The 13529-nt window shown below is 38.0% G+C and carries 11 protein-coding genes; 10 read left to right on the top strand and 1 reads right to left on the bottom strand.

The window, feature by feature from the left end; all coding sequences use genetic code 11:
* Positions 1–107 precede the first annotated feature (107 nt).
* From P9E47_RS19340 to P9E47_RS19325, 4 genes are all read left to right on the top strand, one after another.
* Entirely contained in the window at positions 108–3005 is a 2898-nt protein-coding gene (locus P9E47_RS19340; RefSeq protein WP_407697208.1) for a 2-oxoglutarate dehydrogenase E1 component, read from the top strand.
* A complete protein-coding gene (gene odhB / locus P9E47_RS19335; protein WP_326164402.1) occupies positions 3005–4240 on the top strand; it encodes a 2-oxoglutarate dehydrogenase complex dihydrolipoyllysine-residue succinyltransferase in 1236 nt (411 codons plus the stop codon). The genes P9E47_RS19340 and odhB overlap by 1 nt, the downstream gene beginning before the upstream one ends.
* A 148-nt stretch (positions 4241–4388) precedes the next feature.
* Positions 4389–5234 carry an MBL fold metallo-hydrolase gene (locus tag P9E47_RS19330; RefSeq protein WP_326164400.1) on the top strand — a complete coding sequence of 282 codons (846 nt, stop codon included), beginning with the start codon at positions 4389–4391 and terminating at the stop codon, positions 5232–5234.
* A 172-nt stretch (positions 5235–5406) separates the two neighbouring features.
* Entirely contained in the window at positions 5407–6591 is a 1185-nt protein-coding gene (locus tag P9E47_RS19325) for a polysaccharide deacetylase family protein (protein ID WP_326164399.1), read from the top strand.
* 68 nt (positions 6592–6659) lie between these two features.
* Here P9E47_RS19325 and P9E47_RS19320 read toward each other — a convergent pair whose 3' ends face one another.
* A complete protein-coding gene (locus tag P9E47_RS19320; RefSeq protein WP_003330311.1) occupies positions 6660–7370 on the bottom strand; it encodes a DUF421 domain-containing protein in 711 nt (236 codons plus the stop codon).
* A 176-nt stretch (positions 7371–7546) separates the two neighbouring features.
* Between P9E47_RS19320 and P9E47_RS19315 the strand changes: the two genes are divergently transcribed.
* From P9E47_RS19315 to P9E47_RS19290, 6 genes are all read left to right on the top strand, one after another.
* Positions 7547–8557 carry an acyltransferase family protein gene (locus P9E47_RS19315; protein ID WP_326164398.1) on the top strand — a complete coding sequence of 337 codons (1011 nt, stop codon included), beginning with the start codon at positions 7547–7549 and terminating at the stop codon, positions 8555–8557.
* Between the two features lie 292 nt (positions 8558–8849).
* Positions 8850–10100 carry an ABC transporter substrate-binding protein gene (locus P9E47_RS19310; RefSeq protein WP_003330313.1) on the top strand — a complete coding sequence of 417 codons (1251 nt, stop codon included), beginning with the start codon at positions 8850–8852 and terminating at the stop codon, positions 10098–10100.
* 114 nt (positions 10101–10214) lie between these two features.
* Positions 10215–11075, top strand: a complete 861-nt coding sequence (locus P9E47_RS19305; protein ID WP_003330314.1) for a branched-chain amino acid ABC transporter permease — start codon at positions 10215–10217, stop codon at positions 11073–11075.
* 1 nt (position 11076) lies between these two features.
* Complete coding sequence (locus P9E47_RS19300) at positions 11077–12069, top strand: branched-chain amino acid ABC transporter permease (protein ID WP_326157213.1); 993 nt, start codon at positions 11077–11079, stop codon at positions 12067–12069.
* Positions 12066–12821, top strand: a complete 756-nt coding sequence (locus P9E47_RS19295) for an ABC transporter ATP-binding protein (protein ID WP_003330317.1) — start codon at positions 12066–12068, stop codon at positions 12819–12821. The genes P9E47_RS19300 and P9E47_RS19295 overlap by 4 nt, the downstream gene beginning before the upstream one ends.
* On the top strand, positions 12814–13524 hold the full coding sequence (locus P9E47_RS19290; RefSeq protein WP_003330318.1) for an ABC transporter ATP-binding protein: 711 nt from the start codon (positions 12814–12816) through the stop codon (positions 13522–13524). The genes P9E47_RS19295 and P9E47_RS19290 overlap by 8 nt, the downstream gene beginning before the upstream one ends.
* Positions 13525–13529 lie beyond the last annotated feature (5 nt).

Genomic DNA, 13529 nt, shown 5'->3' with positions numbered 1-13529 from the left:
TTGATTTGTGTCAAAGATGTCTTCTTTGGCGTTTATTATACTTTAGATAAAGAAAACTTAATAAACTAAACCAAATCCAAAAGCAACAAAAATTGCTTACTTAGGAGATGTCAGTTATGAAAAATACTAGTCAAAAGCTTGTATGGGAACAGTTTTATGGTCCGAATCTTGGCTATGTTTATGACCAGTATGAAAAGTATATAGAGAATCCGGACGGGGTTGACCCAACAATTAAAGCTTTGTTTGACGAATTAGGGGCACCACCGAATGACACACCAAAACCAAACCCAGCCACAAAAACAAAAGCAGAATCCAGCCCTTCGGCGCAAACCACAAACCAACCTAGTATTAGCAAAGTTGTCGCAGGTTGGAAGCTGTTAAAAGATATCCGCACTTTTGGACATGTAGCGGCAGAAATTAAACCGATAAAACTGAAACAACAGGCTAATCCCGGATCTCCAGAGGATTTAAGCTTCTTAAATATAGAAACATATAATCTAACAAAAGAAAAATTAATGGAAATGCCGGTTACATGGCTTTGGGAGGATGCACCGTCCCATATACAAAACGGCTGGGAAGCATACCAATATTTAAAGGGTGTTTATACTCAAACAATTGCCTATGAATTTGAACATATTCATGACCGAGAAGAGCGAAAATGGCTCGAACAGTATATAGAACATAAGCAAATCGATTCTAAGCAAACAACGAATCAACGAATTAAATTGTTGGAACGATTAATTCAAGTCGATAGCTTTGAGAAATTTTTGCATAAAACGTTTGTCGGTCAAAAAAGATTCTCCATCGAAGGATTGGATGTATTGGTACCAATGCTTGATAAATTAATCGAGGAAAGCGGTAAGGCTCAAACAGACAATATAATGATTGGAATGGCCCATCGCGGTCGATTAAATGTGTTGGCCCATGTCCTTGGCAAGCCTTATGAACTAATTTTTTCTGAATTTCATCATTCACCAAATAAAGACCTTATACCATCAGAAGGATCGCGGGGAATTAATTACGGCTGGACAGGTGATGTAAAATATCATCTTGGTGCAGACCGGGATGTCAAGGATGCGCCTAACCATACCATTCATATTAATCTGGCTAACAATCCAAGTCATTTAGAGTTTGTGAACCCGGTTGTGCAGGGAAAAACCCGAGCATCACAGGAGAATAGAGAGCTAAATGGATTCCCTAAGCAAAATAAACAAGCATCACTTAGTGTTTTAATTCATGGGGATGCCGCTTTTCCAGGCGAGGGTGTCGTAGCTGAATCATTAAATCTTAGTAAATTAAAGGGATACGATACGGGAGGCACTATTCACATTATTGCCAACAACATGATCGGTTTCACAACGAATTTTGAAGATTCACGTTCCACAAAGTATTCAAGCGATCTTGCTAAAGGGTATGAGATCCCAATTATACATGTAAATGCCGATGACCCGGAACGTTGCCTTGACGTCATTATTTTTGCATATGAATATCGTAAAAAGTTTAATAAGGATATCCTAATCGACCTAATGGGCTATCGACGATATGGTCACAATGAAATGGATGATCCAGCAGCAACACAACCACAGCTATACGAAATGATTAACAAGCACGAAAGGGTTTTTGAAAAATACGGGCATGAGCTGATTGCGAAAAAAGTACTATCTGAAGAAGAAGCTAAACAGAAACAAGATAACGCAGAAAAAAACCTAAAAACTATCTATGAAAAATATATGGAAGAGGAAAACAGCAAAAGTCAAACACCATTGGTATCCAAAATTATTATTGAAGGAATTCCAAATATTAATACGTCTGTTCCAAACAACTTTTTAAAAACAATAAATAAAAGTCTATCAAAGTGGCCGGAAAAATTTTCAGTCTATCCAAAGTTGGAGCGGATATTAAAAAGGCGAGAAACTGTATTTGCTGAAGGTAATAAAATTGATTGGGCTTTGGCCGAAACATTGGCGTTTGCAACTATTTTGGCTGATGGTATCCCGATTCGATTAACAGGTCAGGACAGTGAGCGTGGTACCTTTGCTCATCGTCACCTTGTCCTTCATGATTATAAAACAAATGAAGCCTTTGTTCCATTGCACCACATTCCCGAAGCGAAATCGTCCTTTTCTATATATAATAGCCCGCTGTCTGAAGCTGCGGTACTTGGATATGAATATGGTTATAGTGTTAAAGCAAAGGAAGCCCTAGTATTATGGGAAGCTCAATTTGGTGATTTTGCTAATGCTGCCCAGGTTATTGTTGATCAATTTATTTCATCAGGGCCTGCTAAATGGGGACAAAAATCAAGTCTTGTAATGCTCTTGCCACACGGGTTTGAAGGCCAGGGTCCGGAGCATTCAAGTGCACGGCTGGAGCGTTTCCTGCAAATGTCAGCGGAGAACAACTGGATTGTTGCTAATGTAACAAGTGCTGCTCAATATTTTCATATTTTAAGAAGGCAGGCATTACTGACAGGTACAGAGGGTGCTAGACCGCTAGTTTTAATGACACCAAAAAGCTTACTTCGTCATCCGCTTACAGGTTCACCAAGCTCTGAATTGAGTAATGGTCATTTTCAACCAATCCTTGAACAGGAGGGAACAGGAACTAAGCCAGAAAAAGTGAAAAGACTCATTCTTTGCAGTGGCAAAGTGGCCGTCGATCTTGCGGTAGAATTAGAGCAATTACCGAGCGAGGAGAAAGAATTATTGCATATTGCACGAATCGAACAGCTTTATCCGTTCCCGAAAAAAGAAATGAATGAGTTGATTGGGCGTTTTTCGTATCTTGAAGAAGTTATTTGGGTCCAAGAGGAGCCGCGAAATATGGGGCCATGGACTTTTATTCAATCTAATTTCTCTGAAGTTGTTCAGAAGGATTTAAAAATCGGCTATATAGGTCGTTCAAAACGTTCAAGTCCGGCAACAGGTGATCCTGTAATTCATAAACAGGAGCAATCAATGATTATTCATGATGCGTTACAGTTTGAGAAAGGTGGGGAAAGATAATGATGGAAATTAAAGTACCAGAACTTGCTGAGTCCATTAATGAAGGAACGATTGTTGAATGGTTAAAACAAGAAGGCGACTACGTTCAAAATGGGGAACCAATTGCTGAACTTGAAACAGATAAAATTAACGTGGAGATCAATAGTGATTTTAGCGGAATTATAAAGCAATTTTTATTTATGCCGGGGGACACTGTGCAAGTTGGTCAAGTTATTGCGATTTTAGATGAGAATGAAAATCATTTTGGAAACGTACCTGAACCCGAGCTTAAACCTGAATCCCTCATCCTAGAAAAAGAAAAGCCAAATAATAACTTAGTTGCATCACCTGCAGCTAGAAAAAGGGCAAGAGAGTTGGGTGTTTCATTAGATGAAATTCCATACAAGGATCCGTTGGGCAGAATAAGAGTTGAGGATGTTGAGGATTATAAGAAATCGCATCGAGACCTTACAAATAATGAGCCAAATCATCAACAAGCCAATACTGTAACTAAAAATCAATCTAATCAGTTAAAAGTGGATGAAAAAGATCAACAAATTGAAAGAGTGAAAATGTCAAGACGGCGCCAAACTATTGCTAATAGACTGCTGGAAGCACAACACAATGCAGCGATGCTAACAACATTCAATGAGGTCGATATGACGGCCATTATGGATGTTAGAAACCGTCGTAAAGAATCCTTTAACAAAAAACATGGTGTTAAGCTAGGGTTTATGTCCTTTTTTACAAAAGCCGTTATAGGTGCTTTAAAAGAATTTCCGTTTTTAAATGCGGAAATACAAGGTGATGAAATCCTAATCAAGAAATTTTACGATATTGGAGTTGCCGTTTCTACTGATGACGGATTAGTTGTTCCGGTAGTCCGTGATGCAGACCGATTGAGTTTTGCTGGCATTGAAAAGGAAATTGGAGTTTTATCTGAAAAGGCTAGAAATAAATCACTTGGATTAAAAGATTTGCAAGGAGGAACTTTTACCATTACAAATGGCGGAATATTTGGTTCGCTTTATTCAACTCCAATTCTAAATGCGCCTCAAGTAGGCATACTTGGGATGCATAAAATTCAAAGGCGACCAGTTGTCATAGATGATGAAGATACAATTGAAGTAAGGCCGATGATGTATATTGCGTTATCCTATGACCATCGAATCATTGATGGCAAGGATGCCGTCCAATTCCTAGTCAAGATAAAAGAACTATTGGAAAGCCCAGAAGATTTATTGTTAGAGGGCTAATGGACCGCAATGGGACAGAGTTCCCGACCCTGTGGCCCAAAGGGCAACAGAACCCGACCCCCTGGTCAGTCCAGACTTAGTACAAATAGTAAACCCGATTAGTGGGATAATAATTTTGAACAGAAATTTATGGACACAGGGGGTTAATATGGACAAACAAATGCATTATGGCAGTGATTATAAGTTTATACCGACTACCTCGATAGGGAGCGGCATTGGAATACAGGTTTTGCCGGATATATATTGCTATACTGTCCAGATTGTTAATATCGTGTTTGTTGGTAATCCTGGTACAGATGATTTTGTGTTAGTTGATGCCGGGATGCCAGAATCGGCAAGTGAGATTATTTCTGTAATGGAAGAAAAATTCGGGGGAAATAAGCGCCCAAGGGCTATTATTTTAACGCATGGACATTTTGATCATGTTGGAGCAATTATCGAGTTGGTCGAGCATTGGCAGGTGCCTGTTTATGCACATGAATTAGAAATACCATATTTGACAGGGCAAATGAGTTATCCGGATCCTGACCCAACGGTTGAGGGGGGGATGGTGGCCAAAATATCACCTCTCTTCCCAAATGAGCCAATCCATTTAGGGAACCATGTTAAACCTCTCCCAGCGGATGGTAGTGTCCCTTATATGAAGGGGTTTCGCTGGATTCATACACCGGGGCATACACAAGGGCACGTCTCTTTTTTCAGGGAGGCAGATAAGGCGTTAATTGCCGGGGATGCCTTTGTTACTGTAAAACAGGATTCTCTTTATAAGGTACTAACACAGGAATTTGAAATAAATGGTCCACCAAGGTACTTAACTCCTGATTGGAAGTCAGCCAAAGAATCTGTTATTAAACTTGAAGCATTAATACCGACAGTGGCTGTAACCGGGCATGGCATGCCGATATCAGGAGACTTACTCACAACAAGTTTAGAAAAGTTAGCAAGGGAATTTGACAGCCTTGCTGTACCAGACTACGGAAAATATATTAATTAAACATTTATTTGAAATTTAGGAGTCCGCTCCATTCATGATGAGGCGGGCTTTTTTAGTTGCAAAAAACTAAAGGTATGTCGCCAAATTGTGACAGCTTCATTATGAAAAGTCTAGTAAAATAGAAGTATAGTTTACTATTTTGCAAAAGATTTCCGATGAAAGTAGGGTGCTTATGTTTAGTTTTTCCAACTCAGCAAGAAATATCATAATTATGGTCTTACTCCTTTTGTCTTTTCTTCTAGTAAGCACTAATACTAAGGCGGCAACAACTGAATCGCTAATTTTCGTTGCCGTAAATGATGAATTAGTTGAGTTTTCAGATGCTAAGCCTTTTAACTTTGAGGGCGTTACCTATGTGCCTTTAAGGTCGCTGGCAACTACAGTTAAAGCCGTGGTTTTGTATGATCCAATTGAAAACTCAGTTACTGTAACTAAAGACAGCCAATCTATGAAAATTTTAATAAAAGAAAATATGTATGTAACAGAATCACTTGAAAAGCTGCCTATTTCAATTAAAACGGTGAATGACCGGACGTTATTACCGTTAAGGTTTATCGCTGAATATTTGCAATTGGAGGTTACTTTTTATGCGGAGGGGCCAATAGCAAGATTACTAGATCATAATGAGGTTTTTCAATTAACAAATGAACAGCTGTATCTAAATAATAAAGAAACCATTGAAGCTGAAAAAGAAAAGTGGAAAGCGGCAATCGAAGCGCAGAAATTGAAAGAGGTCGACAGCGCTAAAATTGCTTATCTTACCTTCGATGATGGCCCTAATTCAAACACAGCTCAAATTCTTGATATTTTACAAAAATACGAAGCGAAAGCAACGTTTTTTATGGTCGAGCCAAAGATTTGGAAGTTTGAAGAAGAGGTCCAGCGTATGGTAACGGAGAACCATACAATTGCTTCTCATAGTGTGACACATGATAAAAACAAAGTCTATCATAGTCCAGAATCGCTTTTAAATGAAATGAATGTAACGCGTGCTACATTATTTTCAGTCACAGGGATTGATAGCCGTTTAATTCGTGTTCCATATGGAAGCAAGCCTTATTTAACGAAAGATTATCGAGATTTATTAGCAAGCAATAATCTCCAAGTATGGGATTGGAATGTTGATAGCAACGATTGGAAATATTCAACTGAGAAGATCATTTCAACAGTAAAGTACCAAGTGGCAAATCAGAAACAAAAAAATAGGGCACCTGTTATTCTTTTTCATAATTCGTCGAGTACGGTAGAAGCACTACCAGAAATCATTGAATTTTTGAAAGCAGAAGGGTATGTATTAGAAGCTTACGATCAAGACCATCATTTTATGGTGAATTTTTGGAACGATGAACGGATTTAAGTAATTTTGCCCAAAAAAGAGAGGTTTTATCCATTCCTATTGATTGGATAAACCTCTTTTATTTAGTATTAACGTTTTTCATACCAAAGGATTTTCATTTTATCGGTATTATCTAGTGTCGCAAGCAAAATCTCTTTGATGTTAGTATTGTACGTTGTTTTGAGCTTGTTTACTATCCAAGATTCATCCTTACCGGATTGAGTTAGCTCTTCGTAATCTATTTTACCTTCCTTAATTATCGTTCTAGGAAATGTAAAGGGCTTTGTCGTTATGTTCATGTCTAAAGGAGTTAGCATTCGATGCTCTGTGTTTAATACAAATGAAAATGTACCATCTGCTTCCCATAATGCCAACTCTACCACTTGAATATCCTCTATTTTTTCTTTTCTTAATTCGGCCAAAAGATAATCTACAGATATTCTTGCTTTAGTTAAATTTTCATATATGATTTGGCCATTTTCAATAACCGGAAATGGAGAAGGATCAATCCAATATCTGAACCTATGCCATTTTAGTGCCAAAAATATACAAAAGCAATATAAAAATACTAAGACACTCATTGTAATCATCGAGCCCTTCAACCCTAATCCCTCATCAGACAAGGGGTGGGCAATGATGTTTCCAATTAATATAGCCATAATATAATCAAGCAATCTTAATTGCGATATAGACCGTTGCCCCATTATTTTACCGACAAGGAGTAAAAAGAAAAAACCAACCAATGCCCTTAACACCCATTGAATGGCAGTAAGCGATTCCTGACCTTGAAAAAAATCCATATAATCACGTCTCCAACTGAACTAGTGAGGTTTCGAATAATATTATCTCCTTAAGAGATCGGAATAGAAGAGGAATTTTTTGTCTGAATAAAAACGAAATAAAAAATAATTGCTATTTCTAACTGGAAATATATACTACTAAATGATAGCGTGCTTTATATGGAGGTTTTTTAAAAATGAAACAACGAGAATTCTATTATGATAATGCCAAGTTTCTGCTCATTTTCCTAGTTGTCATTGGTCACTTTATAACTACTTTTATTGGCAATGGGGTCATTGAACAAATTTATATTTTCATTTATTTATTTCATATGCCGGCTTTTATTTTAGTGTCGGGCTACTTCTCAAAAGGGTTTCAAAAGGAAGGCTATGTTTTAAAAATAACGAAGAAAATTTTAGTGCCGTATTTCTTTTTTCAAATTATTTATTCGGTCTACTATTATTTTCTTCTCGATAAGAGTGAGCTAACGATTGCTATTTTTAAACCACAATGGTCATTATGGTTCTTATTAAGCCTTTTTTGTTGGCACCTGCTATTGTTTGTTTTTACTAAAATCAAATACAGTTTGCTTGTATCTGTGTTAATCGGAATAATTGTAGGATATTTTGATGCAATTGGAGGCTACTTGAGTTTGTCAAGAACCTTTGTCCTTTTCCCTGTATTTTTACTTGGATTTTACATGAAAAAGGAGCATTTCGAGAAGCTGACTTCAAATAAAGGAAAGTTGCTATCCGCCGTAGCAATAGTCATCATGTTATTTATAATCCACTACATCCTTGTTGATATGCCAAAAGAATGGATGTATGGTTCCAAGTCCTATGAAAAACTTGGGGCAGGGTGGGAAGGTGGCATCATTCGTCTCCTTTATTACGGAATGAGCTTAATCATGATCTTTAGCTTTTTTACATTTGTTCCAAAGAAAGAGTACTTCTTTTCTAAATGGGGGACGCGCACACTTTATGTCTATCTTTTGCATGGATTTATCATTCGCTATTTCAGAACGACTAATCTGGTCCCTTTTATTAAAGAAACAGGATCGTATCATTTGTTATTAATCTTTGCGGTTATTGTGACGCTAATTCTAGTAAGCAAGCCTGTTTATATTATAGCCCAGCCGGTATTAGAGCTTCGGATGGATGGGGTAAGAACTATGTTTCAGCGTAAAAAAATGAAGAGTAGAGTATAAAAATCACCTTGTTATTAAGGTGATTTTTTAGCATTTTAATATAAATAATTTAAAAAGTGTTGCGTATAACGGAACAAGATTATTGATATAGGAAACATGATATATTAAGATTTAGTAGAAAGAAAACTCAGAATATTATGTAAACATGTCGAAAAAGGAGGTATTTATCGAAAAATATAGATAAAGATTGAAAGCGCTTAAACTTGTGGTCAAGGGTTAAAAGTTGGAAAAGGAAAATGGATAAGTGGTCAATACATAAACGTGACCGTAGCTGCTAAAGGGGGAAAAGAAATTGGAGAAAAAGAAGGTTAATTCTAAGTTGAAGTTATGGAGTCTTACCCTAATTGTGATGATTCTGTTTATTACGGGCTGTGGTGGAGCAAAACAAGAAACTACGACTTCCCAATCAGAAAAGCAAGGTACAGATACTGCGACGGAAGCTGAAACTATTAAAATTGGTTTAATCTTATCAACAACTGGTACATTTGCACCGTTGTCTGAAGGTATAAAAAATGGATTTGAATTATACCTTGAGCAACATGATGGCATGTTAGGCGGGAAAAAGGTTGAACTAAAATTAGAGGATGATGAGGCAAATCCTCAAGTTGCTTTACGAAAATATCGTCAATTGGTTCATAGTGAGAAGGTAAATTTTTTAGTAGGGCCGATTTCATCAGCTGTAGTGTATGCATTACGAGATGAGGTTGAAAAAGACAAAATTGTTTTAATTGATGCAAATGCCGCGGGTGATGACCTTGCTTGGGCTAAGAAAAGTGATTACGTTTACCGTACTTCTTTCTCGAATTGGCAAAATGGACATAGTACAGGTGCTTATTTAGCAAATAATGTTGGAAAAACAGCGATTGCAATCGCACCGGATTATCCAGCTGGTAAAGAAGTTGTAAGAGCATTTAAAGCTGCTTTTGAGGAAGCTGGCGGTAAGGTAGTGAAGGAAAGTTATCCAAAATTAGGTACAAATGATTTTGCAACATATATTACGGATGCTGCTAATACGAAACCAGATCTTGTTTATGCGTTCTTTGCAGGTAGTGATGGTATTCGCTTCGTTCAACAATACAAAGATTTTGGTCTACAAGGAAAGATTCCATTAGGAGGTTCATTAGAGTTTGGTGATGAATTGATCATTCAACCTACAGGTGACGCAACTGAAGGTATTATCTCAGGGGTTGTATACTCACCATATTTAGATAATGAACAAAATAACCAGTTCGTTGAAGCATACCAGAAGAAATATAATAAGCTTCCAAATATGTTTTCAGTTGAAGGGTATGATTCAGCCCAAATCCTTGATAAAGCAATTACGGAAGCCGGAAGTATTAAATCAGAAGATGTAATAAAAGTATTGAAAGGAATTTCATTTGATAGTCCACGTGGACCTATTACAATCGATCCGAAGACTAACAATCCAATTCAAAACTTCTATGTTTCAAAAAATACGAAAAAGGATAATGTAATTGTTCCAGAAGTACTAGAGACAGTTGAAAAATTAACAATGCCGGAAACTTCACCATTTCCACAATAAGGGCTCAATATAGGATGGGGGTTAGGGTTAAGTCCCTATCCCCCAGTCGTTATTTCTGAAATGCATGTAAAAATTTACCTACCAGGTAAAGCGAAAGAAAGTGAGGAATAGTCTTTGTCAATAATTTCAGTTCAACTACTGACAGGATTAGCATACGGTATGTTGTATTTCATGATTGCTGCTGGATTGACTATTATCCTAGGAGTCATGAACGTTGTTAATTTAGCACACGGCACATTATTTATGCTCGGTACGTATATCGCATTTACTTTTATTAGTCAACAATATAGCTTTTGGGTTGCTATGCTACTTTCGGTTATCTTGACAGCTATTTTAGGAATCATAATTGAAAGATTATTAATTAGACGTGTATATGGGAAAGAGTTAGAGCAAGTGCTCTTAACATTTGGTTTAAGTTTTGTAATTGCGGATTCTGTAAAATGGTTTTGGGGAACAGAAATGCAAACGATACCTGTTCCGGCCATGCTCGACTTCTCGATATCTGTTGGGGAAATGGTTTTCCCTGCGTACCGTTTGTTTGTCGTACTTATTGGCTGCTTATTAGCCACGCTGCTATGGTACTTAGAGAGCAAAACTCGTATTGGAGCAGTCATTCGTGCTGGTGTAGATGACCGTTCAATGGTGGGTGCGCTTGGAATAAATGTGGGACTGGTATTTACCGGTGTTTTTGCATTCGGTGCCGCCCTTGCAGGACTAAGTGGTGTACTAGGCGGTCCTTTAGTAGGGATGTATATCGGTATGGATTCTGAAATTCTAGTAACTTCCTTAATTGTTGTCGTTGTCGGGGGTCTAGGGTCGTGGAAGGGGTCTTTCATTGGGGCAATTATTATTGGACTTATTGAAACGTTAGGCAAAGTTTGGTTCCCATCATTATCCATGCTTATAGTATTCCTACTTATGATGATTGTGCTCATCATCCGCCCACAGGGTCTTTTCGGAAGAGAGGTGGCATAACATGAAAAAACTGAGTATCTACACAGTCCTGCTTGCTCTATTTGTAATTATAATGCCGTTACTATTATCCGATTACGGTGTCAATTTGACAGCCGAAATTTATATAATGGGCATCTTTGCGATGAGTTTAGGTTTAATTATGGGGTTTGCAGGGCTAGTTTCACTCGGTCACGGCGCATTCTTTGGCATTGGAGCCTACACAGTTGCACTAGGGGGCCAATATTTGCAAAATACCTATCTTTTGTTACTGCTATCTGTTATCATTTGTGGCTTTGTAGCATTAATCACGGGGGCAGTTTTTATCCGAACATCTAAATTTTACTTTTTGATGATCACCTTAGCATTTGGCCAATTAATGTTTGCGCTGTTTTGGCAGATGAAGGACTGGACAGGCGGTGCTGATGGCATGTCCGTTTCAGCTATCATGAATTTCGGTTTTGGCGAAATTTTGACGCCTATGGCTATTTATTATGTAATGGGTGCGGCCTTTATAGGTGCATTTATTCTTTTATATTTATATGTAAATTCTCCTGCAGGTAAGATTACAAGAGGAGTCATGGAAAATGAATCAAGGATGAATGCGCTCGGCTATAATATTCGAATCTATAAACTATTAGCCTATTCGCTTTCAGGTGCACTAGCGGGATTAGCTGGTTCGCTCTATAGTTATTATAATCTTTATGTGTCACCAGACTTATCGGGCTGGATGTTCTCAGGTCAAGTTTTAATCATGGTCATTATCGGCGGTGTCGGCACTTTAATGGGACCTGCTCTTGGGTCTGGCGTTTTTATCTTTTTACAAAATTATATCAGTTCTTATACAGAGCGCTGGCCGCTTATTATGGGTGCCCTTCTAGTGATCCTTGTTCTTGCAGGGAAAGGTGGCATCCTTCATTGGTTCCAATATTTAAGCTTTAAATTTTTATCTCGTAAAAAAAATACTAGTAACAGTTCCTCTGCTAAACAAGTTGAAAAAGAGGAGGTAGTCAGTTGAGTTTACTAAAGGTCGAAAATATTAGTAAATCTTTTAATACACTTCAAGTGTTACAAAATGTTTCACTAGAGGTTCAGCCAGGTGAACGACATGTCATTATAGGCCCAAACGGTGCGGGGAAAACTACTTTATTCAACTGTATTACAAGCCATCTGCCTATAAATAGCGGGGCCGTTTATCTGGAAGGAAAAGAAATTAGTAAAATTCCCTCTCACCACCTAGTCCATCTCGGGATGTCACGGACGTTTCAAAAAAATAATTTATTTGGAAATTTGACAGTTGAAGAAAATCTCCATTTGGCCCTAGCTTCAACGAAGCCTTATAAATTTCAAGTGTTTCATGCGCTTTCAACCTACAAGGATTTAAGAAAGGAGACAAATGAAATACTGGAGCAGTGGAGAATTAATGATCGCAAAGATATTTTAGTTAATAATTTATCTTATGGGGAGCAACGTTTATTAGAGGTTCTACTCGCAATGGCAAGTAAGCCGAAAATTCTCCTTTTAGATGAGCCAACGTCAGGAATGTCGCCAGCAGAAACAACGCAGACTTCAGAAATGATTCAAAGCCTGCCGCGTTCGACTACGCTTTTGGTCATTGAACACGACATGGAGGTTGTATTTGCAATTGCTGATCGATTAACTGTTCTCCATCATGGTGAAGTTATTTTATCTGGAACTCCGGAAGAGATAAAAAACAATGAACTCGTTAAGGAAATTTACTTCGGTGGAGGTGCAAAAGCCCATGCTTGAGCTTGCTGATGTTCATACTTATTATGGAACGAGCCATATTTTACAAGGGGTTACGTTTTCGGTGCCGAGCGGTAAATGCGTGGCTCTTCTAGGCCGTAATGGCGCCGGGAAATCAACAACGATTCACACCATTGCAGGTCTATTAAAACCCAAAAAGGGGGATATTCGCTTTCAGGACCACAAAGTAAGCACTTTGCCCTCACACCAAATTTCTCGTCTTGGAATCGGTTTAGTTCCGCAAGGGAGAAGAATATTTCCTTCTCTTACAATCAGGGAAAATTTAACGATGGCAGCTAGAAAAAGAAAGGCCAATGATAGCGGAACGGATTGGGATATCGAAAAGGTATATGAACTGTTTCCAGTATTAAAGGAAAGGGAAAAAAATATGGGTACGCAGTTATCGGGCGGACAGCAGCAAATGCTGGCAATTGGACGGGCGCTGATGACTAATCCACAGTTTCTGTTAATGGATGAACCATCTGAGGGACTCGCACCTGTTATTATCGACCAAGTGGGTGAGATCGTCTGTAAGCTGAAAGAGACCGGACTTTCGATTTTAATGGTAGAGCAAAATATCTCACTTGCCTGCCAGGCAGCGGATGAGATTTTAATCATGAATAAGGGTACGATTGTTTGGAATGGTACACCAGTTGAATTGTTAGAAAATGAGGATATCCAGCATAAATATTTGGGAGTCTCATAGTTTTT

It is taken from the genome of Schinkia azotoformans, assembly GCF_035811335.1.
GTDB lineage: Bacteria > Bacillota > Bacilli > Bacillales > Bacillaceae_J > Schinkia > Schinkia azotoformans.
Note: the sequence above shows the minus strand (reverse complement) of the source record. Positions and strands in the feature narration are given on the sequence as shown.

What these genes read in the sequence shown, in the direction of transcription:
- P9E47_RS19340 (WP_407697208.1), top strand. Translation starts at nt 108, where the DNA reads ATGTCAGTTATGAAAAATACTAGTCAAAAGCTTGTATGGGAACAGTTT.
- odhB (WP_326164402.1), top strand. Translation starts at nt 3,005, where the DNA reads ATGATGGAAATTAAAGTACCAGAACTTGCTGAGTCCATTAATGAAGGA.
- P9E47_RS19330 (WP_326164400.1), top strand. Translation starts at nt 4,389, where the DNA reads ATGGACAAACAAATGCATTATGGCAGTGATTATAAGTTTATACCGACT.
- P9E47_RS19325 (WP_326164399.1), top strand. Translation starts at nt 5,407, where the DNA reads ATGTTTAGTTTTTCCAACTCAGCAAGAAATATCATAATTATGGTCTTA.
- P9E47_RS19320 (WP_003330311.1), bottom strand. Translation starts at nt 7,370, where the DNA reads ATGGATTTTTTTCAAGGTCAGGAATCGCTTACTGCCATTCAATGGGTG.
- P9E47_RS19315 (WP_326164398.1), top strand. Translation starts at nt 7,547, where the DNA reads ATGAAACAACGAGAATTCTATTATGATAATGCCAAGTTTCTGCTCATT.
- P9E47_RS19300 (WP_326157213.1), top strand. Translation starts at nt 11,077, where the DNA reads ATGAAAAAACTGAGTATCTACACAGTCCTGCTTGCTCTATTTGTAATT.
- P9E47_RS19290 (WP_003330318.1), top strand. Translation starts at nt 12,814, where the DNA reads ATGCTTGAGCTTGCTGATGTTCATACTTATTATGGAACGAGCCATATT.